At 33.9% G+C, this 23,867-nt stretch carries 22 protein-coding genes; 12 read left to right on the top strand and 10 right to left on the bottom strand.

Features of this window, described 5'->3' with window-relative positions; genetic code table 11:
- Window positions 1-3 precede the first annotated feature (3 nt).
- A complete protein-coding gene (locus FAF07_RS02110; protein ID WP_142783548.1) occupies window positions 4-1,875 on the top strand; it encodes a TonB-dependent receptor plug domain-containing protein in 1,872 nt (623 codons plus the stop codon).
- A gap of 69 nt (window positions 1,876-1,944) precedes the next feature.
- Here the strand turns inward: FAF07_RS02110 and FAF07_RS02105 are convergent, their stop codons facing one another.
- Together FAF07_RS02105 and FAF07_RS02100 are read right to left on the bottom strand one after the other, a co-directional pair.
- Window positions 1,945-2,661 (bottom strand): Dph6-related ATP pyrophosphatase, encoded by a 717-nt coding sequence (locus FAF07_RS02105; protein ID WP_142783547.1) that lies wholly within the window; start codon window positions 2,659-2,661, stop codon window positions 1,945-1,947.
- Window positions 2,662-2,689: 28 nt separating this feature from the next.
- Window positions 2,690-4,153, bottom strand: a complete 1,464-nt coding sequence (locus FAF07_RS02100; RefSeq protein WP_142783546.1) for a S41 family peptidase — start codon at window positions 4,151-4,153, stop codon at window positions 2,690-2,692.
- 352 nt (window positions 4,154-4,505) lie between these two features.
- On the opposite strand from FAF07_RS02100, the gene FAF07_RS02095 reads away from it, so the two are divergent.
- Genes FAF07_RS02095 through FAF07_RS02080 form a run of 4 tightly spaced genes read left to right on the top strand, consistent with a single transcriptional unit; the run spans window position 4,506 to window position 6,633 of the window.
- Window positions 4,506-5,015, top strand: coding sequence for an RNA polymerase sigma factor (locus FAF07_RS02095; protein ID WP_142783545.1), 510 nt, complete (start codon window positions 4,506-4,508; stop codon window positions 5,013-5,015).
- Entirely contained in the window at window positions 5,002-5,475 is a 474-nt protein-coding gene (locus FAF07_RS02090; protein WP_142783544.1) for a hypothetical protein, read from the top strand. The genes FAF07_RS02095 and FAF07_RS02090 overlap by 14 nt, the downstream gene beginning before the upstream one ends.
- Before the next feature lie 5 nt (window positions 5,476-5,480).
- On the top strand, window positions 5,481-6,074 hold the full coding sequence (locus FAF07_RS02085; protein ID WP_246067750.1) for a DUF4252 domain-containing protein: 594 nt from the start codon (window positions 5,481-5,483) through the stop codon (window positions 6,072-6,074).
- Between the two features lie 16 nt (window positions 6,075-6,090).
- Complete coding sequence (locus tag FAF07_RS02080) at window positions 6,091-6,633, top strand: DUF4252 domain-containing protein (RefSeq protein WP_142783543.1); 543 nt, start codon at window positions 6,091-6,093, stop codon at window positions 6,631-6,633.
- 249 nt (window positions 6,634-6,882) lie between these two features.
- On the opposite strand, the gene purB is transcribed toward FAF07_RS02080, so the two are convergent.
- A complete protein-coding gene (gene purB, locus FAF07_RS02075) occupies window positions 6,883-8,226 on the bottom strand; it encodes an adenylosuccinate lyase (protein WP_142783542.1) in 1,344 nt (447 codons plus the stop codon).
- A 120-nt stretch (window positions 8,227-8,346) separates the two neighbouring features.
- On the opposite strand from purB, the gene FAF07_RS02070 reads away from it, so the two are divergent.
- The gene (locus FAF07_RS02070) at window positions 8,347-9,327 is read left to right on the top strand and encodes a DUF1028 domain-containing protein (protein WP_142783541.1); all 981 of its coding nucleotides are present in this window, start codon (window positions 8,347-8,349) and stop codon (window positions 9,325-9,327) included.
- On the opposite strand, the gene FAF07_RS02065 is transcribed toward FAF07_RS02070, so the two are convergent.
- Window positions 9,324-9,899: an adenylosuccinate lyase gene (locus FAF07_RS02065; protein ID WP_142783540.1), complete on the bottom strand. Its 576-nt coding sequence runs from the start codon at window positions 9,897-9,899 to the stop codon at window positions 9,324-9,326. The genes FAF07_RS02070 and FAF07_RS02065 overlap by 4 nt on opposite strands.
- Window positions 9,900-9,943: 44 nt before the next feature.
- Between FAF07_RS02065 and FAF07_RS02060 the strand changes: the two genes are divergently transcribed.
- From FAF07_RS02060 to FAF07_RS02045, 4 genes are all read left to right on the top strand, one after another.
- Complete coding sequence (locus tag FAF07_RS02060; protein ID WP_142786515.1) at window positions 9,944-10,417, top strand: heme-binding domain-containing protein; 474 nt, start codon at window positions 9,944-9,946, stop codon at window positions 10,415-10,417.
- A 133-nt stretch (window positions 10,418-10,550) separates the two neighbouring features.
- The gene (locus FAF07_RS02055) at window positions 10,551-11,795 is read left to right on the top strand and encodes a glycosyltransferase family 4 protein (RefSeq protein WP_142783539.1); all 1,245 of its coding nucleotides are present in this window, start codon (window positions 10,551-10,553) and stop codon (window positions 11,793-11,795) included.
- 62 nt (window positions 11,796-11,857) lie between these two features.
- Window positions 11,858-14,374, top strand: coding sequence for a sulfatase (locus FAF07_RS02050; RefSeq protein WP_142783538.1), 2,517 nt, complete (start codon window positions 11,858-11,860; stop codon window positions 14,372-14,374).
- Window positions 14,375-14,430: 56 nt separating this feature from the next.
- The gene (locus FAF07_RS02045) at window positions 14,431-16,119 is read left to right on the top strand and encodes a glycoside hydrolase family 26 protein (RefSeq protein ID WP_142783537.1); all 1,689 of its coding nucleotides are present in this window, start codon (window positions 14,431-14,433) and stop codon (window positions 16,117-16,119) included.
- 570 nt (window positions 16,120-16,689) lie between these two features.
- Here the strand turns inward: FAF07_RS02045 and FAF07_RS02040 are convergent.
- From FAF07_RS02040 to egtB, 4 genes are read right to left on the bottom strand one after another with little or no spacing between them, the layout of a single operon-like run.
- A complete protein-coding gene (locus FAF07_RS02040) occupies window positions 16,690-17,400 on the bottom strand; it encodes a flavodoxin family protein (RefSeq protein WP_142783536.1) in 711 nt (236 codons plus the stop codon).
- Between the two features lie 41 nt (window positions 17,401-17,441).
- On the bottom strand, window positions 17,442-18,116 hold the full coding sequence (locus FAF07_RS02035) for an aspartate/glutamate racemase family protein (RefSeq protein ID WP_142783535.1): 675 nt from the start codon (window positions 18,114-18,116) through the stop codon (window positions 17,442-17,444).
- Window positions 18,117-18,118: 2 nt separating this feature from the next.
- Complete coding sequence (locus FAF07_RS02030) at window positions 18,119-19,102, bottom strand: L-histidine N(alpha)-methyltransferase (protein ID WP_185956500.1); 984 nt, start codon at window positions 19,100-19,102, stop codon at window positions 18,119-18,121.
- Window positions 19,069-20,193 carry an ergothioneine biosynthesis protein EgtB gene (gene egtB / locus FAF07_RS02025; RefSeq protein WP_394344964.1) on the bottom strand — a complete coding sequence of 375 codons (1,125 nt, stop codon included), beginning with the start codon at window positions 20,191-20,193 and terminating at the stop codon, window positions 19,069-19,071. Before egtB ends, FAF07_RS02030 begins: the two co-directional genes overlap by 34 nt.
- A gap of 556 nt (window positions 20,194-20,749) precedes the next feature.
- Here egtB and tnpA point away from each other — a divergent pair.
- A complete protein-coding gene (tnpA, locus tag FAF07_RS02020) occupies window positions 20,750-21,181 on the top strand; it encodes an IS200/IS605 family transposase (RefSeq protein ID WP_142783533.1) in 432 nt (143 codons plus the stop codon).
- 59 nt (window positions 21,182-21,240) lie between these two features.
- Here tnpA and FAF07_RS02015 read toward each other — a convergent pair whose 3' ends face one another.
- A complete protein-coding gene (locus FAF07_RS02015) occupies window positions 21,241-21,915 on the bottom strand; it encodes an SIR2 family NAD-dependent protein deacylase (RefSeq protein ID WP_142783532.1) in 675 nt (224 codons plus the stop codon).
- 143 nt (window positions 21,916-22,058) lie between these two features.
- Here FAF07_RS02015 and FAF07_RS02010 point away from each other — a divergent pair, with 143 nt between their 5' ends.
- Window positions 22,059-22,883 (top strand): hypothetical protein, encoded by an 825-nt coding sequence (locus tag FAF07_RS02010; protein WP_142783531.1) that lies wholly within the window; start codon window positions 22,059-22,061, stop codon window positions 22,881-22,883.
- A gap of 205 nt (window positions 22,884-23,088) precedes the next feature.
- Here the strand turns inward: FAF07_RS02010 and FAF07_RS02005 are convergent, their stop codons facing one another.
- Window positions 23,089-23,862, bottom strand: coding sequence for a carboxypeptidase-like regulatory domain-containing protein (locus tag FAF07_RS02005; protein ID WP_142783530.1), 774 nt, complete (start codon window positions 23,860-23,862; stop codon window positions 23,089-23,091).
- Window positions 23,863-23,867 lie beyond the last annotated feature (5 nt).

Here is a 23,867-nt window from a genome sequence, read left to right as displayed (position 1 = left end):
TAAATGAACAAAAAAACAAACATTTTTGGTGTACTGTGTTTTGGTATATCAATGATCGGTGCTGCCCAACAGCAAATCGATTCAACGCAAGTACAACAATTAGAAGAAGTAGTTGTTACTGATTCACGTTTTAAATTAAAACGCGAAAATTCTGGAAAAACGGTTATTAAAATTTCCAAAAAGGACATCGAGAATAACCAAGGACGAACGGTTTCAGAATTAATCAATACTAAAAGTGGTATTGAAATTAACGGCAGTAGAAGTGTCGAAGGTCAAAATTTAGGCTATTTTGTTAGAGGTGGTAACAACAGGCAAGTATTAGTACTTATTGATGGTGTTCAAGTCAATGATCCATCAGGTGTTGCCAATGATTTTGATTTACGTTTGTTAGATCTAAATACCGTTGAATCTATTGAGGTTATTAAAGGTGCTGCGAGTACACTTTACGGCAATGCAGCAGCCACAGCCGTAATAAATATCACTACTAAAAAAGCTTCAGCGAAAACCATTTCAGGAAGTTTTTTGACTGCTGTTGGGACGAATCAAACCCAGGACGATTTAAATTATAATGGGTCAAGTTTCACAAATAATGTATCCGTAAACGGGACTTCGAACAAATTAACTTATTTAGCAAGTTTTGGTAACCGTTTTGTTGATGGAATTTCGGCAGCAAAATCCAATAACCTTGAAAAAGACGCGTTTTCAAGGTTTAATACCAATTTAAAAATTAGTTACGAAGTAAATGATGCTTTTCAAATTACCGCATTTGGAAGTTATGATAAGTTTAAAACAGATATCGATGGATTTCCTGCACCAACATATGTATTTGCTGATACAGATGATAAATATATATCGGAGCAAACCCGTTTTGGCTTAGCGCCTAAGTTTGAATATGACAATGGAAGCTTTCAAGTGAATGCAGCATTCGCAAAAATAAACAGAGAAACAATTTCTGAATTTGGATCAACTAATGAAGCTGAAAGTCTGGTGTTGGATGCATTCAATAAATATGTTTTTAATGAAAAACTTTATACTATAGTAGGACTAAATTTTGCCGATTATAAAAGCTTGTTTACAACCGATGAAAGTTTCACCAATACCGATCCATATTTGAATGTTGTTTATGTTTCAGATTTTGGTTTAAACCTAAATGCAGGAGCACGTTTAAACAATCACAGTGAATATGGTTCACATTTTGTGTATAGCCTAAATCCGTCGTACACAATTCCTGTTAAATCTGGATACGCCAAATTTTTTGGGTCTTATGCGACCTCATTTATCGCCCCTAATTTATCACAATTGTTTGGTTTTTTCGGAGCCAATCCTAATTTGGAGCCTGAAGAAAACCTAACTACGGAAGGCGGTTTTGAATATAACACTAAAAAAGGATTTCGGGTAAACGGGGTTTATTTTAACAGAAAAGAGGAAAACACCATTATTTACACGTCTAATTATGAAAATGCAAGCGCTGATGCTACCGTTCAAGGTTTTGAATTTGAAGCAGAAGTTGGTGTAATTAAAGATTTTTCTCTTAGTGCTAACTATACCTTTACAGAATTAAAAAATGGCATTCGTTTGCGGGTTCCAAAGCATAAAGCCAATGCCAATTTGGGATATAATTTGTCTAATAAGACCTATATATCCCTAAACTATCAATTTGTTGAAAGTAGGACAGATTTGGATTTTGAAACGTTTGAAAATGTTGAATTGCAGTCGTTTTCTTTAGTTGATTTATATTTCAGTCAGAAACTAATAAATAATAAAGTGAAACTTTTTGCAAGTCTTACTAACGTGTTCAACGAAGATTACCTTGAAATTTTAGGATATACAACGAAAGGTAGAAATGTGAATTTAGGATTGAATATAAATCTTTAAACCTAGAATTATTTTAGGTTCTCATTAAATTTAGACCTGTCAGGTTTTTAAAACCTGACAGGTCTTTTATCATTCAGGAATTAAATCGCAATACCAAACTCCATATTTATCACTTTTGCAGATAGCATCGTCCGTGTTTGGATTGTCATATTCACGATATACTTTCTCACCAATAGTAAACGGGATCGGCTTTTTAAAAATAGGGCCGTCAAAGCAAAAGGTGTGAAACTCGCCGTTTTCCCCGCAAGGATCCACACCTTCTGGTAAATTGTCAATAAAATGCTTATCGATAATAGTACCAACAAAGTCTTTATTAAAATATTTAGAATTGGCACACACAATAATGGTTTTAAAGTCTAAGTCCAAGAATTCATTTAACAGTTCCTTCGTATCTCTTTTCCAAATAGGAAAAACCGTTTTCAAACCCACTTTTGCCAATTGATTTTCTCGATAACTTCTTAAATCTTCAAGAAATATATCGCCAAATGCACTATAGGTAAAGCCTTCTTTTTTCAATCTCAAAACGATTTCGGTCACTTTCTGCTCGTAAACGGCCATACTTGGCATTTCTGGAAGTTCAATAATACTCGCTTTAATATTAAGGGCATTGGTTTGCGCAATCAATAACTCTTTTCTAAGCCCGTGCATAGATACGCGGTTGTAATGACTGCTAACCGTAGTGATTAATTCATCTACGGCATAATGTTCGTCTTGTAGTAAGTGGTAGAGTGCTAATGCAGAATCCTTGCCAGAACTCCAATTGAAGTAGGTTTTGTGTTTTTTCAAATGAAGTTATTTAAAATTTCGAAGTACGTTAATCTATAATCATTCCACCTTTATTAGGGTAAAAATCATTGCTATCCTTTAATAGTTTTAAAGGGGTGCGTACTTTAAATGTAATAGACTGCATTTTGCCCGTTCCGTTTTCGATCTCTGCTAATGCCGCTGCTAATAAGGGTTCATTCACATCACCTAAAACACCTAAATTAAAGGCATCTTCCTTTAAAGGAATTTCTGGTACTAAACCCGTGCTTGGTACGGCTAAATTGTTCTTATTTACACCAATGGCAACTAGCGGTTGCATAGCGTAGGTATGACTTGGGTTGGCACCTTGTCTGCCAAAATCGGCTGAATCATATATAGTAATGGATGCCTGTGTTTTTCCAGTAGTATTGTCTCCAATTTGAATAACCTCTATATATGGGTCTAAACCATTAATTAAACCTTCGCTGGCAGATGCAGATCTATCAGTAGTAAGTACATATACTTTATTGAGATTAAGATTGTTTAAGCTTCCACCATTAAAATTATTAGAAAAATTATAGGTTGTATTATTATTCTGTAAGTTATCATTATAGATCAATTTTTCAAAAATATCTCCAGTGAATTGCCCTGTAATCATACTTGCTAAAAGGGTAGCGGTACTCACTCTCCCACCAGGATTATAGCGTAGATCCAATACTAATTGCTGAATATTGTTGGACTTGAATTCTCCAAAAGCATTGTTAAGTTCTGTTTCAAAATTGTTAACAAAACCATTGTACATAAGATAACCAATATTCTCTCCCCCAATATTTAAAATATCAGTTTTATATACTGGGTTTTCGGTGTATTCAGCTTTACTTATCGTGATGCTTTCTCCACTAGAATCAATAGTATCGTCATCGGTTTCTGGTGTGCCATTATCATTTACAACACCAAGGTTTAGGGTGTAGGTGTCTGAATTAAATAATGAAAAGTTATTATCTGTAGCTGAGTTATAATAGAGGTTGATACCATCAACCCCATAAAAAATATGGCCTCTTTTTAAATTTTTATTATCAGCGTCCGTATTAGGAAGAACCAGTCTAATCACACCAAAAACGCCATTGGAAGTATTTGGAGAAGCATATAAACTGAATTCCATGCCATTAGTTTTAGAAATACCGTTAAATTGGCGCTCTAATTCAAAATAATCATCTACAATCCAACTAAACCGGTCAACGGTTTCAGGTTGGTATTTTAAACTTGTAAATAAGGCTTCAGGGGAAGAAAACCCCTCTAAAAAACTCTCATAGCTTGCAGTAACACCATACCTGTTATTAATGGTATTAATACCAAAAGCATCATTTGACAGTTCTGGAATGTTTTCTTTATATAGATAATATAAATTCATGCCTTTCCAAACAAAATCTTTTACACCGTTTGGAGAAATAAGATTATCATCATTATCCTTAAAGCAACTTGTACTAATAAAGGATACTATTAAAAGAATAATTAGGGGCTTCAAAGTTTTCATGTGTTTATATGTATTGTTTTTTATAGGACACATGCTGTTCGCTATTAATCATTCCATTGGGTGATAATGCTTTTAGCATGCTCGTTTCATATGTATTTTTCTTAAACGAAACAATTTAGATATTTCTATACTATTAAACTGTAAATTTACTTACTTATTTTTAATCAAGAAAAACTAAGTGTCTGAAGAGTTCTATTAATACAAGTATTTCTAGTTATGTTGTGTAATTTGCGAAGCATACTTTTTTTAATTTCGAATTGTTTTTTTAATCAGATGTAACAAAACAGTTTATCGTTCGTCGTAATATCAAATAGCCTAACTAACTATTTTTTAGCAACCAAACCAATTAAAGATGACTCAGACAGAGTTTTTAAATATTGTAATGCCTTTTAAAGATAAGGTCTTTCGTTTAGCCAAACGATTGCTCATATCTACGGAAGAAGCGGAAGATGCCACGCAGGAGATATTATTGAAATTGTGGAATAATAAAAAAAAGATTCAAGGCTATAAAAATGTTGAAGCTTTTTCTATGACCATGACAAAGAATTTTTGTTTTGATAAATTAAAATCTAAACAAGCACAAAATTTAAAAATCGTCCATAGTAATTATGAAGAAAAAAACACACCCTTACAAACACAGATTGAACAAAAGGACAGTGTAAGTTGGGTGTCAAAAATAATTGGAGATTTACCAGAGCAACAACGCTTGGTTATTCAATTAAGGGATATAGAAGATTACGATTACGATGAGATTGCCAAAATGCTTGATATGAACAATACAGCAGTACGCGTAACCTTATCTAGAGCAAGAAAAACAATAAGAGAAAAATTAACTAATACACATAATTATGGTATTAAATGATATAGAAAAATTACTTGAGAAGTACGAGAACGGAGAAACCTCATTAAAGGAAGAGCAACGGTTAAAACACTATTTTGTAAACGAAACCGTAGCGCCTCACTTAGAAATGTACAAACCCATGTTCGAATACTTTGTAGTAAGCCAACAAGAGCAATACACTAAAGCGGTGCCATTAAAAACTAGAAGTAAATTCAATTACAAATGGTTATCCGTTGCAGCAATTGCAGTAATTATGTTGGGTGTCTATTTTGGAGCCATAAATACTAGTGACAATTTAGGTACTATTAATGACCCGGAAATAGCTTTTAACGAAGTGTCAAAATCTTTAGAAATGATTTCCAAAAGCTTTAATAAAGGTGCCAATACCATTGGCTATCTTAATGAAGTTAGTAAAGGTGCCTCTACATTGGGGTATCTTAACGAAATTGAAAATGCAACAAGTATAATTTTTAAAAACTAATAACAATGAAAACTTTAAATAAATTAAATACAATGAAAAACAAAATGATCGTGTTAGTAATGGTAATAATGTTGTTACCAATAACTGGAATGGCACAGAGCAATATATTTGAAAAATATAGCGATAACTCAGATGTCACGTATGTATCTATTAAACCTAAAATGTTTCAAATGATAGCCAAAATGGGTATGGATATTGAAGATGCAGAAGCACGAGCTTATATGGACATGGTGAAAAGCATCACCAGTTTTAGAACTATTGTTACGGATAACAAAACTATTTCAGCAGACATTACCAAATGGGTAAAATCACGTTCTAGTTCATTAGAAGAATTAATGGAAGTAAAGGACGATGGAACAGAAGTTAAGTTTTATGTTAAGGAAGGCAAAGATGCAGACCACGTAAAAGAACTTTTAATCTTTGTAAGCGGTATCGATAAAGCTATGAAAGGCAATGGTGTTGAAATTAACGGCGAACAAAGACATATTGAAACGGTAGTCGTATCACTTACAGGAGACATCGATTTAAACGAAATCTCTAAGCTTACAGATAAAATGAACATTCCAGGTGGGAAGCATTTAGAGAAGAAAAAAATATAATATAACATCATCAACCATGCAACGAACAATCAAATATTTACTATTAACCCTAATTGCAGCTTTCACTTTAGAAAGCTGCAATAGCGGTGAAAGTTTGCAAACTTATTTTGTAGACAATCAGGAGTCGGGTAATTTTATTTCACAGGACATTCCATTATCTATGGTAAAATTAGACCAGTCTCAATTTACCGAAGAACAGAAAGAAGCTTACAATTCTGTAAGCCGACTAAATTTTCTAGGTTACAAGTCAGACAGTACTAATGCGGAAACCTTTAATGCGGAATTATCAAAGGTAAAAGCCATCTTAAAAGATGACAAGTACAATGATTTAATGGAGTTTAGCGACAAAGGCAATAAAGTCATCGTTAAATATATTGGGGATGATGATGAAGCGGATGAGGTCATCGTTTTTGGAAGCTCAAAAGAATTAGGTTTTGCTATTGTGCGCGTGCTAGGAGATGATATGAGTCCTGAAAAAATGGCCACTTTAGTGAGTGCTTTACAGACTGCAGATTTTGATACCTCTCAACTTGAGGGTGTCGTGGATTTCTTCAAATAAAAGAAGAGATATAAAAAATTGGATATTAAAAATCCTGCTAACTTTTGTTAGCAGGATTTTTAATATCTGAATGATTTTCATTCATTTTATATTTTGTATACAGTAAGTTTAAAAGGATGATGAGAAATACAATAGTAAGTAGCGTTAATACAATAAAATTATCCAGAATATCCAAAATTCCGCAAACAAAAATACCTATAGCCATTAGCCCGCATAGTGTTAGAGATTGTTTATTGCTTAACATAAATTTTATATACCTGTATAGTTACTTGGAGTAATACGTTTCAATTCTTCTTTTATTGTGTTGCTAACTTCTAGGGTGTCAATAAAGTTTGCAATAGAATTCTGGTTTATCTTTTCGTTGGTTCTCGTTAAGCCTTTTAAAGCTTCGTATGGATTAGGATAAGCTTCTCTTCGCAATATCGTTTGAATGGCCTCGGCAACCACAGCCCAATTATTCTCCAAGTCTGCAGCAAACTTAGGTTCATTTAAAAGTAATTTCCCCAATCCTTTTATAGTAGCTTTAAAACCAATAATCGTGTGTGCTAGTGGCACGCCAACATTTCTTAAAACAGTACTGTCGGTCAAATCGCGTTGTAATCTAGAAATAGGCAATTTGGCAGATAAATGCTCAAAAACAGCATTTGCCATCCCTAAGTTACCTTCGCTATTTTCAAAATCAATCGGATTGACTTTATGTGGCATGGCCGAACTACCAACTTCGCCGGCCTTAATTCTTTGTTTAAAATAATCCATAGAAACGTAAGTCCATATATCACGGTCTAAATCAATCAATATCGTGTTAATACGTTTTAAACTATCAAAAAGAGCTGCTAAATGATCGTAATGTTCTATTTGAGTAGTCGGGAACGAGTGTTGTAGTCCTAGTTTTTCCTGTACAAAATGACCACCAAATACTTTCCAATCCACATCGGGATATGCCACATGATGCGCATTGAAATTACCAGTTGCGCCACCAAATTTTGCTGCACTCGGGATATCATTCAATAAATTAAATTGTTCTTCAAGGCGAACCACAAATACGTTTATTTCTTTTCCCAATCGGGTAGGAGATGCCGGTTGCCCATGTGTTCTGGCTAACATCGAAATATCTGCCCAATCATTCGCCAACGATTTAAGTGTATTGAGAACCTTTAAATATTCAGGCACATAAACCTCGTTAATAGCTTCCTTTATGCTTAACGGTATGGCTGTATTATTAATATCTTGGGAGGTTAATCCGAAATGGATAAACTCTTTATAAGGTGCCAAGCCTAAGGCATCAAATTTTTCTTTAATAAAATATTCTACCGCCTTAACATCATGATTGGTGACGGCTTCTATTTTTTTTATAACTAAGGCATCTTCCGTAGAAAAGTTAGAATAAATGGCTCTTAAATCTTTAAATTTATTGTTATCTACGCCATCAAGCTGAGGTAAAGGAATTTCACACAACGCAATAAAATACTCTATTTCTATAAGTACACGGTATTTAATAAGTGCCTCTTCAGAAAAAAATGCTGCTAATTCGTTGACTTTGTTTCTATAGCGACCATCAATTGGAGATATAGCATTAAGCGATGATAATGACATGAGTTGTGAGTTTTTGAAGTCTCAAAGATAGGAAAGAAAGTTAGAAGACCGAAGTTATTGTGTTATTATACAAGCTTAATTGAAATCTAAATTTATTATATTTGAGATTAAAATTCATAAATGAAAAATACATTTCTATTTTTATCTCTAGTTGGTTTTCAAATTCTTTTTTCACAGGTTTATAAAAATTCAGAGCCATTTGCGCATACGTATTCTATTGTAGCAAAAGATTCTATTACTGGTGATATGGGTGTCGCGGTTCAAAGCCATTGGTTTAGTGTGGGTAGCGTTGTTACTTACGGTAAGGCTGGTGTTGGCGTTGTAGCAACACAATCTTTTGTTAATCCGGCTTACGGACCAAAGGGACTGGCTTTAATGGCAGAGGGGTTGTCACCTAATCAAGCCTTATCTGCTTTGTTAGCTAATGATGAGGGAGAAATGTATAGGCAAGTGGCTTTTTTAAATAATAAAGGTGAGGTTGCGACGCACACCGGTAGTTCTTGTATTGAGGAAGCGGGACACCGTCAAGGAAAATATTTTTCAGTACAAGCCAATATGATGCTCAATAATACGGTTTGGGATGCTATGGCAAATGCATTTGAAACCACAGAAGGAACACTTAGTGAACGTATTTTGGAGGCATTAAAAGCTGCAGAGGCTGAAAAAGGAGATATTCGCGGAAAGCAATCGGCTGCCATTTTGATTGTTAAAGGTGAAGCCACTGGAAATTCGTGGGAAGATATTATTATGGATTTACGCGTTGAAGATAATGACAACCCAATTGCTGAATTAGAACGTCTAATAAAAATCCATAAAGCTTATGATTTTATGAATCGCGGTGATTTGGCCATGGAAGCGGGCAATTCTAAAAAGGCAGAAACCTTGTATTTAAATGCCCAAAAGTTATTTCCTGATAATTTAGAAATGAAATATTGGTACGGTATAAACTTATTGAATAACAAAGAGTTTAATAAAGCGCACACGCTATTAAAATCTATTTTTGAAGAAGATAAAAACTGGAAAACGCTAACGGCACGTTTGGTAAAAAGTAAACTTTTATTAATTTCTGATTCAGAATTACAAACAGTTATGCAACTTTAAGATTTTAACTTCTTATTGATTTTTTTGAGTGTGCGTTTGGCTCGTGCTTTAAAACCAGCGCTTTGCTTCTGAAAACCTTGTTCTAATATCATTTTTAATTCAGGATGAATCCATGTATAGTCTAACCCGAAAAGGTACAAGGTTTCCATTGCATATGCTTTTGGTGCCACTTTCCCATCATTGATCAACCAATCAAAACAAGCTTCAATAATACGCTCTTTATGTAGAGGTTTTAGTAGTTTTTTTATCACACTGAAATTTTTAGAGAAATATGCCTTGGCTATCATTTCACAAATTTTTGCAACGGGTCTAATAGCAGAATCTAAATGAATGGTTTTAAGATTGTCAGTAAAACGTTCTAAATAGGGGACTATGGCATAAATATATTCGGCACACACATATTCAAGCACCCAAGCTGCACGACAGGAAACTTTATCATTTACCCTGCATAGAATGTCTATGAGTTTAGGGAATAAACTCATGTCATCTAATACCAATTGGGCATATTTTAGTCTATTGGCGCGAGAGGCATCAACGTAGCTTAACTCTTTATAGAATTCCTCTGTTGTCATTTAATATTTGATTATTTTTATCACAGAAAACGTTTCACGACATGATGAAGATAATAAAAAAAGGGTTTTGGTTTCTCGTTGTAGTGTTTATAATTGCCCAATTTTTTAGACCAGAAAGGAATGAGGGCGATTTGCAATCTATTAATGCATTTCTTGCAGAAACCAATCCACCAGAGGATATTCAAATTATTTTAAAAGAAAGTTGCTACGATTGCCATAGTGATGTCACACGTTATCCATGGTATAACCATATAACGCCTGTAAATTATTGGTTAGCACATCATGTGAAGGATGGAAAAAAGCATTTTAACATGTCTAATTGGGAAGGGAATTCCATAAAACGTAAAGATCATAAATTAGAAGAACTTATCGATATGGTTAAGCATAAAGATATGCCTTTAAATTCATATACATGGACGCACTCTGAGGCGAAGCTAAGTGAAGCGCAGATAAAATCGATGGTGGATTGGGCAAACATGGTAAGATTGAAGTATAGTTTGGAGCCAGTTCCTGAGTAGGAAGTTCTTCAGTATTAGTCTCAGTTTGCAGTATTCAGTGGGCAGTCTCAGTTTGCAGTTTCGGTTTCGGTTTCGAGTCATTTCGGTAATAGGGAGAATCGCATAATCATCATCATAAAATTAAATCAAAATAGTGACAAAAACACTTTTAATCATAGGTTTTGTATGGCCGGAGCCAAAAAGTTCTGCTGCGGGTAGCAGGATGATGCAGTTGATTGCTGTCTTTCAATCCCAAAATTATAAAATAACCTTTGCAAGCCCTTGTGCTAAAACGCAAAATGCTTTTGATTTAGAAAGTGAAAACGTAAATCAAGAGTCGATTGCGCTCAATGATTCAAGCTTTGATGATTTTATAAAAGTGCTAAATCCAGATGTTGTCGTGTTCGATCGGTTTATGATGGAAGAACAATTTGGATGGCGGGTTGCGGAACATTGCCCAAAGGCCTTACGCATTTTAGATACTGAAGATTTGCATGGATTACGAAAAGGGAGGCAGCAAGCTTTTAAGGATGGTAAGCCATTTGATAATTCGTATTTGTTTAGTGATACCGCAAAGCGTGAAATTGCCAGTATTTATCGAAGTGACTTAAGTTTAATAATTTCTGAAGCCGAAATGGAAATTTTACAGCATCATTTTAAAGTGGATGAATCACTATTGCTTTATTTACCATTTATGATCGATTCTATTTCTAAAAACGATATCAAGATACTTCCAAAATTTGAAAATCGAGAACATTTTATAACCATAGGGAACTTTTTGCACGAGCCCAATTATAATGCGGTTCTATATTTAAAAGAAACCATTTGGCCATTAATCAGAAAAAAAACACCCCAAGCTAAGTTGCATATTTATGGTGCATATGCCACACAAAAAGTGAGTCAACTTCATAACAACAAAGAAGGGTTTTTAATAAAAGGATTTACTGAAGATGTTAATGCTGTCATGCAAATGGCGAAAGTATGTTTAGCACCCATAAGATTCGGAGCAGGTTTAAAGGGAAAGTTGATTGATGCCATGAAAAATGGCACACCGTGCGTCACTACGCGTATTGGTGCAGAAGGCATGTTTGGAGAGATGGAGGCGAATGGATTTATTGAAGATAATCCATTAGAATTTGCTAATCATGCGATTAAATTATATGAAGATGCGGATGTTTGGGAAGCCTCTCAATCAAATGGTTTTCAAGTAGTGAATAATCGATTTTCACAAAAGCAATTTCAACAGATATTTACAAAAGCTCAGGAAAATGGAATTAAACAGTTAACTGAAAATCGTTTAAATAATTTTATAGGTCAGATGTTACAGCATCAAAGTATGCAAAGTACTAAATTTATGAGCCGATGGATTGAGGAGAAAAATCTTCGTTCATCGTCTTGATTTTGATTTATTTAGGAAATAGATTAGATTCGTCTATATGAATCAATTTTAAATGAAGTCGATTGCTACAATTTAAAAAAATACGCTCTTATTTTTATGGCATACTAATAATTCTTGGTAGCTGTAATTTTGCTTTTGCTAATAAAATTCCAGGGACTCCTACTAGCGCATTTTCGGTTATACAAAAAACACCATCCAATTCAGACACTTTACCACAAACGAAGTTGGTTACAAAGCAAATTATTTATCATGCTTCCAAATCAGGCGCTGTCAATTTTATATGGTATTCCGAAAATTTTTCAAATACTGAAATACTTTCTTGGAATGAAAAAACAGAGTTATCAGACGGTAGACTTATAAGCACGATGGCATTAGGTAGCGAAAATACATTTAAAGTGTCTATAATGATGCCCGAAGGGGCGCATGTAAATTACGGCTTTTGGATTACTAAAAATAAATCTGGAACTTATCAAGATATCTGGGATTGGAGAAGTGGAGAAGTCCTGACTTTTTTAGATGAAACACCAGTTCGTGTAGTAGCTAATTATATTAAAACTATTAACAATAAAGAGTCCATAATAGTCCAAAATGGGTGGTTATTTTTTTTAGGATTACTTGCTATCTTATTAATCATTTATGTAGTTGTAGTATTTTGGTTTAAGGATACTAATCAAGTTCCGTTAGTGCATAAAACTTTAATAATTGGATTGAGCGCTTACTTAATCCACGTTATTGCGCGTACCGAAATTATTAGATTAAATCCTAAATCGTTATTAATTAACCCATACAATTTTGTAAAACTGTTTAAAGCTAGTTTAAGTGATTTATTATACATTACAATTATAACTGTAGTGTTTACAGGATTAATTTCATTATTAGCGAAGAAAAAAATAATAAGAAAATGGCTGTATATCATTTTTGTTATTTTAATAGTGCTTTCAACTATTATAGCTTTTACCAATATAACCACTGTTAGATACTTAGGGCGACCTTTTAATTACGAATGGTTCTATTATTCCGATGTTTTAGGAAGTGAATATGCCGTAACTCTTATGCAAGAAAATTCATCTTTAAAATTAGTTTTTAACTTTATAGTTTTGGGCTTATCTGTATTGGTGTTATCTAGGATTTTACAATATGCTTCTATTATCATTAAAAAGCATCGCTACTTAAAATATATAGCTATTGCAATAACAATTCTAGCTACGGGCTTGTTATTAGTAAATACTTTAACAATGGATAACTTTACTAATAGAGGAAAAACTGATAATGCAATTATAGCGATGTCTACTTCCTTAGTTTCAAACAATCAGAATACATCATTTTTCACGATGGAACTTTCAGAAGAGAATAAAATGTTTATTCCAAACCTTAGTGACACTATAGGAATTGATGAAAATAAATATAAAAATCATCATATTAAAAATGTACTATACGTAGTACTAGAATCAACAGGATCTAATTACTTTGACGATTATGGTGGGAAATATAATATTACACCTAATATTAGTAGTTACGCTAAAGAAGCATTGATTTTTAATAATGCTTATGCACATGCTCCAGCTACAAATAAGTCTATGGTGTCCCTGTTAGGGTCAATTTATCCATATGTTTCTTACAAAAGTATAACAGAAGAAAAACCAGATTTTAATCATGCATCCTTACCCTTAATATTAAAAAATAATGGGTATCATACGTCCTTTTTTTCCTCAGCTAATTTTAATTGGCTAAGTGGTATTGAGTATTTGAATTTTAGGGGTTTTGATATCATAGAAGACTTTTCTACCATAAGTTGCAATCAACAATTTAAGCAAGATTCTTACAACGATGGTGACGCTATTGATGACGCCTGCCTTTCAAAGCGTTTCAAAGTATTTCTTGATGAAAATAAATCAGAAAATTTTTTCTCGATGATATGGACTGCTCAAGGTCATTATCCATATTTTTTCTCACATAAAGAAGAAAATTTTGGCGTGAATCATATAGAATTAAATCGGTACTTAAATATTATAAAATATAATGACAAACTTGTCGGTGATATTTTACAAATTCTGAAAGACAAAAATTTATATGAATCAACATTAGTGGTTGTAGTCGGCGACCATGGAGAGGCTTTTGGGCAACATGATTTTTATGGACATGCCAGTTCTATTCATGAGGAGAATGTAAGAATTCCATTGTATTATATAAACCCAGAGATTTTTAAAGGAGAAAGGCGCAGCGATATAGCGTCTATTAAAGATGTGAGTTCTACAACCCTATCCATTCTAGGTCTAGATATTCCTGCAGAATGGCAAGGTAGAGATTTAACTTTAACGGAGTCTAATGAAGCATTTTTCTTTGCACCATGGTCAGATCATTTGTTTGGATATAGAAAGAACGATATCAAATACATTTTTAATGAAACAACCAAATCTATCGAGGTTTTTGATTTAAAAACAGATCCATATGAAAAGAATAACTTGTTTGAAAAAATTTCAAAAGCCGAAATAAATAAAGCTAGAATACGTATCGCGTCATGGATTCAATATCAAGATAAATTTGTAAAACAAAAATTATTGGATAAGAACCCAATGTGAAATGACTTATGATTCAAAAACCGTTTTCATATAAGAAAGTAGTTATAATAATTATTGTGATTGTTACAATTATAACCTTACCGTTTGTAATAAGGCATAAAAGTCTTGTAAAAGACTTACTCACAATTCGATTCAGCAATAAATTCGAAAAAACAGAATCATCTCCAGTTTTAGCCGTATTTTCATTTAAAGATCTGGATAAAAATCGATTAATTGATTTGTATTACCACTATAATCTCAAATTGGCACAACCAAATGGAATTATTTTTGACAAGGTTGAGGTGAAGAAATTTAGTAATGATACTATTCCTCTAATTATAACTATAGAAACTTGGGGTTCCAATATGTTTTTGGCATATAGAAAAAATCAAATGGCAGACTTGTATTCAGGTAAATATGATGAGGTTATTAAAACATTATGCACGACCATAGTTAATAAGCGTCCGAATGTATATTTTAGGCTAAACCCAGAAATAGAAGTACCCTACAAACGCTATCCTTGGCAAGGTTATGTAAGTGAGTACATTAAGGCCTCCGAATATTTAGTATCGTTATGCCAAAAATATGCTCCTCAAGTGAAATACCTATGGGGGCCCTCTGGGTATCCTGGTGTTTTGGAATATTACCCTGGCGATAAGAGTGTAGATGCGGCCTCGGTTATATTGAAAAATGATTCTGAAGAAAAATTGGATGCTTATCCTAAACACCGTTCTATTAAATATGATTTGATAAGAAGGCTTCATAGACTCAGATTCTTAGATAAACCAATCTTTGTTTTTGGCTCAAATAACAACTTCAATGATTCTATTGATGCCAATCTAGTGGCCTCCATAAGCAAGCACATTGAAAAAGAGAGGAAAGTAATCTATTCTTCCGATAATTTTAAGAGACCGCGAATTATCAAGAAAGATACAATTGAGAGTAAATTAGAGATAGGGTTATACGACCCACAAAATTTACTTAATAATGAATTAGCTGTTTCTGTTGAGCATCTCTTTGTTGATTTTTCTAGTTTGAACAATGGAAGTTTTCAACTTGATTTTGATAAAGTAATAAAACGAAATCATGATGTCATAGTCACATTTGAGCCCTTTCGAATTCCAGGAAAAGATGATGATTTAAATGTCCTTCAACACGTAACCGAAGGTATGTACGATAGTGAGATCGAAAAACTATATGCAATAATCCTAAATACAGAACGGAAAGTGTATTTAAGATATGCCCATGAAATGGAAATCCCAATTACACGTTATCCTTGGCAGAGTCAAGATCCGATTACATATATAAAGTCCTACCGCTATTTTATGATGTTTAAGGGGGCATTTCCGGCAAATATAAAGCGGGTGTGGGGACCGGCTGGAGATAGGGGCTCTATTGAATGGTATCCCGGGAATGATGTGGTTGACATTATGAGTATGGCTATTTATGGCTTACCAGATAAAAATATTACAGATCCCAATAAACAATTATCATTTTCAACTATTTTTAATCTCAAGTCCAAACGCCTAAAATTTATAGATAAACCACTTTTTATAACCGAGTTTGGTGTGAAAGGGCCTGAGGATTATCAAACAAAATGGCTAGAAGATGCTGCTAAAGTGTTGAATAAAAATACTCAAGTTTTGGGAGTCAATTATTTTAACATGTCAGATACGCCTAAAGCTTGGGGAGATATTAAACCACCAGATTGGAGCATTACAAAAAAAACATTTCATCATTTTTTAAATATGCTGAATGATCAATAATAAATTTGTAAACTAATTTTCAAGTTTAGTCGAAATATGTTAAACATATCTGTATCAAGTATATGATAAAGAGATAAAACGCTTGAGCAGGTTTTTTTAAATTGACTTTAGAACCTGAGTTCAATTCATATTCAAAAAAATTAACAATTTGTATTTCAACAACAAATAATTCTTTTCATATCCTGCAAGGTCTTATTTTGACCTTGTAGGTATTAGAATTGCAAAACAAACCTTGCAGGATTTTAATAACTAATTGATAGTGAACTCATCTTGACTTTTTCTATTTCCTAAAAAATGTCCGAAACCTGCCCATATTTCGTTACTTTTTTTATCCGTAGCGATGCTATGCCTTTCAAAAAGTGTCTAATCTGGACAAATTTTATCTCATTTTCGGTTAAACACAAAAAGTAAAGATGAGTTCAGTTAAAAATTTATGAGTTGAACTCAGGTTTAACAGAAAAAAAGACAAAAATCCGTTTCGACTTTGATTAAGAGTCATTGAATTATGCTAGATGTCGCTTAAAAAAAACCTTTTAAACAACAAGGCTCTTGACTTTAAGGAACCGAGCATTATCGATACTCAGGGTTTTCAAAGTTCCAACGTTTCCCATCATCCCAATCTTTTCTGGAATTACCGTAAGCTGAATAACCTCCATGCTGTTTTATCATATTGGCAAGATGTAATAAGTTATAGGTCATAAACGTGGTGTTGCGGTTAGTGAATTCGTTATTTTCGGCATCACTCTCTTTGTCCAAATAACTTGGTCCTGGACCAACCTCGCCAATCCATCCGCAATCTGCTTGTGGCGGAATGGAATATCCCACATGTTGCAAAGCATATAGCATACCCATGGCACAGTGTTTTATACCATCTTCATTACCGGTAATTACGCAGCCCGCTACTTTATCATAAAACAGATATTGGCCTTTGTTATTTGTTTTTCCGCTCATGGCGTACATGCGCTCAATAAATTTTTGAGCTACCGATGATTTTTCTCCTAGCCAAATAGGGGTGCCTAATATTAAAATATCAGCATCAAAAATCTGCTTAAAAAGTTTTGGCCATTCATCTGTAGAGGCGCCATGCTCAGTCATATCTGGGTAGACCCCAAAAGCTATATCATGATCTACAAACCTAATATGTTCAACAGTAACACCTTCCTTTTTCATGATTTCCATAGACACATTCATTAGGCCTGCTGTATGACTTTTATTAGGTGACTGCTTTAGTGTGCAGTTTACATAAACAGCTTTTAAATTAGAAAAATCTGGTGTTCCCATGGTTTATGATTTAAATTTTTATTAATGTTTTTTTGACAATTTTAATTAATTAAGCTGAGAGCTTTATCTATTTGAAGCGTTGCCATATCTATGACGTTTATTTTTTCAATTTGATGTGATAAAATAGATAATTCTGTACAGGCTAAAAGCACATGCGAATGATTACTATACTTATTCAAAAGATCGTGATATCTGTTCATGTCAGATGGCGTTTCAGAACGGTTGTATGCTTTTTTTCGCAATGTATCCAATTCTTTTAAATGAACTTCAATAGGTATGAATACTTGAATACCCTTTGCTGCAAGTTTAGACGTTATATAATCAGATTGCATGGTGTATAACGAACCGAAAAGGGTGATTTTTTTAATTTGATGTTTTTTTAAATAATTAATACAAAGCGTTATGGGGTGTAGTATCTTATAATCAAAACCACCAAAGTCATAAGCTTCATGCAATGTGATATTAGGGATAATACAAATTTTTATGGGTAAATTGAATAGGGCATCTAAGTGCTTATTTAGAGCTAGGGTTAGCTTGTTGAATTTATTTGGTAAATAATTATTTAAACTATTGAAATCGATATTATAGAGAATAAATGGACATGTATGATAGTCACCATATTTTTCGTGATATTTTTTATTTAGCATATCCAGATAAAACTGTGTGCTTCTACTGCCAAGTCCTAAAATTCCGATATGTTCAGTTTTTGTTGCCAAATTTAAGTTTTATTCAAAATGTAATCTGCAAAATAGTTGTTGGAATCTGTGAGTTTATCTGTAATTTCCATACTCGTGTTTTTCAATATGGAATTCAATATAGCATCGTTATATTTTCGAGATGTTTCTGTGTGTATGCATTCACCTTCACGAAAAAAGAACGTTTTATCAAGCGCTTTTACGGTAACAGTTTGTGGTTTTGTGCTTTTAATATAACTTCTAGCGATACCTTCATTTTCATTGTACTCGGGTTCATGCACAAAACAACTTATATCAAAATCAGCATCAAGTTCCTCATTTATCCGTTCCAAAAGATTCATATTGAAAGCCCGTGTAACACCTTGTGCATCATTATATGCCGGTAGAACTATATTTTCGGATTTTATAAGATCTAAACCCAATACTAATTTATCGCTAGAGTGCAAAGCATGATCTAAATTTTCCATAAATACGTGCGCTTCCTCATCGTTTAAGTTACCAATATTAGAACCCAAAAACAAAATTACTTTTGGTTTTTTAGACGTGGCTAAATCTTCTAATACATGAAAATAATCGCCTCGTTTTGGATGAACATTAATATTAGGGTGTTCCGTATTTATGGAAATTTCAAGTTTATCTAAGGCATTCTGGGAGATATCAATGGGAATATAGGTAAACTGAAATTGTTTCGTTTTCAATAATTTTAAAAGTTCCTTGGTTTTAGTACCATCTCCAGCGCCTAACTCTATGAGATCAAATTCAATCTCTTTATCAATTTTCAAAGCTTTGATTAAAGCTTCGGTTTGATTTTGAAATATGTCGAATTCTGCCCTGGTTAAATAATATTCAGGGAGATTCATGATTTTAACAAACAAGGCATCACCTTTTTCGTTATAGAAATACTTGGAAGATAAGAATTTTGATTGGGCACTTAAGCCTTGATCTACATCTAACCTTAAACTGTCGTTAATTGCTATTTCGCGAGTCTGATTCCAGAGAATTGCCATTGTGTATTTGGGGTAAAAAAGTTTCTATATGTGTTTCTACTATGTTGTTTTGCAGTGGCTACGGAAGCCCCACGCAAAACCATTTGATTGATCATAAATTTACCGTTGTATTCGCCAACGGCGCCTTCTGCTATTTTAAAATTAGGATAAGGTAAATACGCCGAATTTGTCCATTCCCAGCGCCTGCCCCAATCTAATTGGCTTGACGCGATTTCCCATTCAAATTCTGTAGGGAGTCTACATTTAGACCAATTGGCAAATGCGGTTGCTTCATAAAATGAAATATGAGCGAGTATAGCCTCCTCTTTAATCGATGCTATGCCCGACAAGGTATAATGGTGCCATTGGTCATTTTTTTGTTTCCAATATAATGGGTGCTTGATTTTATTTTCTAGAAGCCAATGCCAACCGTCATCCAGCCAATATTTAGAATTCTCATAACCTCCGTCGTTAATAAAATCTATATAATCTCCATTTGTTACTAAGGATTTTGATATTTGAAAGGGTTCTGAAAACACTCTGTGACGGCCTAATTCGTTGTCAAACGCAAAGTTATCTGTAGCATGTCCTATCTCATAAATACCTTCATTCACGTCAACCCATCCAGAATGAATATAGGTATCTTCAACCAAATTTGTCTCGACATATTTGGGATTGATAGGGTTTTTTGAGAAGGTGTATTTTAAATCGGTAAGTAACAGTTCTTGATGCTGTTGTTCATGATGGACCCCTAATATCGTGAGTTTTTTAATCGCTTCGGATTCAGACATGTTTAATAAAGCAGTCATAGCCTTATCAACATAGGCTCTGTATTCAAAAACAGTTTCAATATTTGGTCTTGTAATCAAACCTCTATGACCGCGTTCTATGCGGTCTCCTAGACTATTATAGTAACTGTTGAATAAATACCCAAAACTATCATCAAAGGGTTTGTAATTAGAAACATATTTTTTTAAGATCATTTCTTCAAAAAACCATGTGGTATGTGCGATATGCCATTTTGGAGGACTTGCAAATACAGCCGATTGGGGAGTAAAATCCTCAATTTCCAGCGGTCTGCACAAGTCTTCTGTCTTTTTTCTAGTATTCAAGAAGAAGGTCAAGGTCGAGTTCATAGCAAATCAAAGATAATAAGGTTTTAGTTAATACAAAACATATAGACATGGTAGACTTTAGCGCAAATGAATCAAAACTTGACTATAATGGGTCTTTTGTTTAGAATTTCAAAAAAAAGGAAATGATTTTTATTGGCTCTAGTTTATTAGTGCGTTGATATTATTGGTTTTTGCCACGAATCACACTAATTAGCACGAATAAATGAGCTTAGCTCATTTAAAATTCGTGGAATGATTGACAAAAATGATATCACGAATAGAAAAATCTAAAGATTTTTCAAACATTAGTGATCATTAGTGTAATTCGTGGCTTAATACTTTAATTTCTTATCTATTATCCTCAGATTTACGATCGTTCCTGCAAGTAGGCTTACTTTTAATTATCTAATGTGTCAAACATGTTTATGTTGAATACATATTACTAAAACAACGCACTAATAAACTAGAGCCTTTTTATTGGTCTCAAATTTAGTTAAAACTATGCACTTTAGTGCATCTCGCTTTAGCTTCTAAAAAAACCTACCTTTGTTTCATGTTAGAACAAAGAGTAAATGGACATACTGTTTCCCGCTTAACGGTTCATATAGTTTGGAGCACTAAATATCGCTATTCCATATTGGAAGGTGATATCGAAAAAAAATGTCGAGCAATATTGATACAGGTTTGTGATGCGGAAGGAGTAAATATATTAAAGGGAGTGGTTAGTAAAGATCATGTGCACATGCATATTGAGTACCGTCCATCACAGAATATAATTGGTTTGGTAAAAAAGCTAAAGGGAAGAAGTTCAAGAAATCTACAGCAAGAGTTTCCGAAATTGAAGCAACGATATTGGGGACGGCACTTTTGGGCAATAGGATTTGGATGTTGGAGTACAGGAAATATTACGGATAAAATGGTAAACGAATATCTAGAGCATCACCGTAAGTCAAATAATGACACAGATTCTTTTATACTTGAGTAATCACGTACTGCTGACTTTAGTCAGATTTAAAAACCTATGGCACTTTAGTCCATAGTGGTTTAGTTAATACAGTTCAAAAATTCTTTCATGCCAATAGTCACATTTTCAGCAATAATAGTAAGGTTCTTATGATTATTTATATTAGGACTAGGGTCTATTAAAAACATCGGCGTGTCTTTTGGAACGTAATTGATTAAACCTGCTGCAGGATAAACTTGCATGGAGGTACCAATAATTAATAATAGATCTGTCTTTTCGCAAATCGTCATGGCTTTCTCAATCATGGGGACATCCTCTCCAAACCATACAATATGGGGTCTTAGTTGATGTCCGTTTGCACAGGTATCACCAAAATTTAAATCGGTATGCCATTCTTTTACGTCATGTATGTCACCAATACTTCTCACTTTTAACAGTTCACCATGTAAGTGAATCACATTTGTGCTGCCAGCACGTTCGTGCAAGTCATCAACATTCTGAGTGATTATGGAGACCTTAAATCGCTCTTCTAGTTTTACCAAATCCAAATGGGCTGTATTGGGTTTAACGTCTAATAATTGTCTTCTTCGTTGGTTGTAAAACTCTAAAACCAGTTCTGGATTCTCTTCAAAACCTTGGGGTGTTGCTACTTCCAAAACATCATGACCCTCCCATAAACCATTGGCATCCCTAAACGTTTTTAAGCCGCTTTCGGCGCTCATTCCTGCTCCTGTTAATATGACGAGATTTTTCATTTTGTTTTTATAATTAGTGAAATTTAATGAATTTACTAAAAGAATATCTATTCAATTTGATTGAGCAAATGATAATTTTGTATGAGCAAATCCATATTTTACTATTTGATTTTTTTTGCTCTAAATTTAAAACATATAATGTTATGAGAAAATTATTTATTAAAATGACCCTTATCCTACCTATTCTTTTTTTAACAAGTTGCAGTAGCGATGATGACGCGACAGTATTTATTGGTGCTACCCAAACTTTTGAATTAAAATCTGTAGTAAACCCAAGTATTTCAGGAACTGCAAAATTTATTGAAAATGAGGACAGTTCTACTACTGTAGAGTTAAATCTTACGGGAACACCTGCAGGAGGGATGCATCCCGCACACATACACTATAATACTGCTGCAGAAGGTGGTGAAGTAGCGGTTGTTTTAGGAACGGTTGATGGTAACACAGGCACGAGTACCGTTACATTTTCGAAATTAGAGGATGGTACGTCCGTAACTTATGATGACTTGATAGACTTTGATGGGTATATCAATGTGCACTTAAGTGCTTCTGAATCAACAACATTGGTTGCTCAAGGTGATATTGGACAAAATGAGCTGACAGGAACGTCCAAAGTTTATACGTTAAATGAAGTGGCTGGAGCTGGTATTAGCGGAACAGCTACATTTTACGAACGTGTAAATGGTGAAGCTCTTGCTACTCTTGATATTGTTAATACTGACGCTGGTAGTTTACATCCAGCACATATTCATATGGGTAGCGTGGCAAATGCACCGGGAGCTGTTTTATTTACCTTTAATGAGGTTGATGGAGACACTGGAATGAGTCATACGAATGTTAGTGCTTTACCTGATAGCTCTTCATTTGGTTATGACGACGTCCTAGCTGTGGATGGTTATGTAAACGTTCATTTAAGTGCTGCTGAAATTGCAACTATTGTGGCACAAGGTAATATTGGTATTAACTAAGAAGCTATCAGGATAAGTCTTAAATAACCTTTACAGGTTTATACAACATAGCTTTAAATCTCCAAGAGTTTAAACTCTTGGAGATTTTGGTTTTTATGGAATTTGTTAAAAGAAGCCTTCGGGTTTTTGAGAGGCAAAGGATCAAGACTATTGCGAAATGAATGGTATTGCTAAATAATATAATCAAATAAGCACTGCAATATTATCATAATCGGTTATTTCGGCCTCTACTTAACAACTTATATTCTTCATAACATTCGCTAATAGCATCAAGAATTTGTAGGTCGTTAGCGGTTTGAATAAAGCCTTTTGAATAGTTACATTGACTCACGATTTCATCTAAATCAACACGATCTACCTGTAATAAAACAGTAAGCATTTCCCTGTCAAATCGGGATGCTAATAAATTCCTGATTTCATCATCCTGTTTCATCTTTCTCAACTTTCGCAATTCGTTGGGTTTTCTTCCAAACATACGGTGCAAGAAATCGGCAGGATTAAAAACAGAGCCTATTATTTTGGTCAATGTACCAGGAGAACTGGCCTCGTAGCCTGTACTTGGGAGTCCAGAAATACTATAACGGTAGTTGTTGTTAATTGCGGGCACTTGTTTAATATCCACTTCTAGATACCCTGTAAGCGTTAATTGATTGACGACGACTTCTTCAAGGGCTAAGGCTAATTCGGTAAGTGCTATTGTAGAACTTCCGAATTTTAACCAGTCGTTAGTTACGCGAACTCGAATCGATTTAAATCCTAAATAAGAAAAGTGAAGCGTATCATTCACCTTGGCGTAAATTTCAAATTCGCCATCTACATTGGTAGTTGTACCAATAACCTGATTTAGATTTACAATGTTAACGCTCTCTAAAAAGGTATCATTGGAGGCATCAACCACTACACCCTTAACTTTGTTGTTGTCTTGTGCAATAACAAAAGTAGAAATGAGTAAAAAAGCAAGCAGTAGGTAGTTCTTCATGTAAT

Origin of the sequence: Changchengzhania lutea (assembly GCF_006974145.1) — a bacterium.
In the GTDB taxonomy this organism is placed as follows: domain Bacteria; phylum Bacteroidota; class Bacteroidia; order Flavobacteriales; family Flavobacteriaceae; genus Changchengzhania; species Changchengzhania lutea.
Note: the sequence above shows the minus strand (reverse complement) of the source record. Positions and strands in the feature narration are given on the sequence as shown.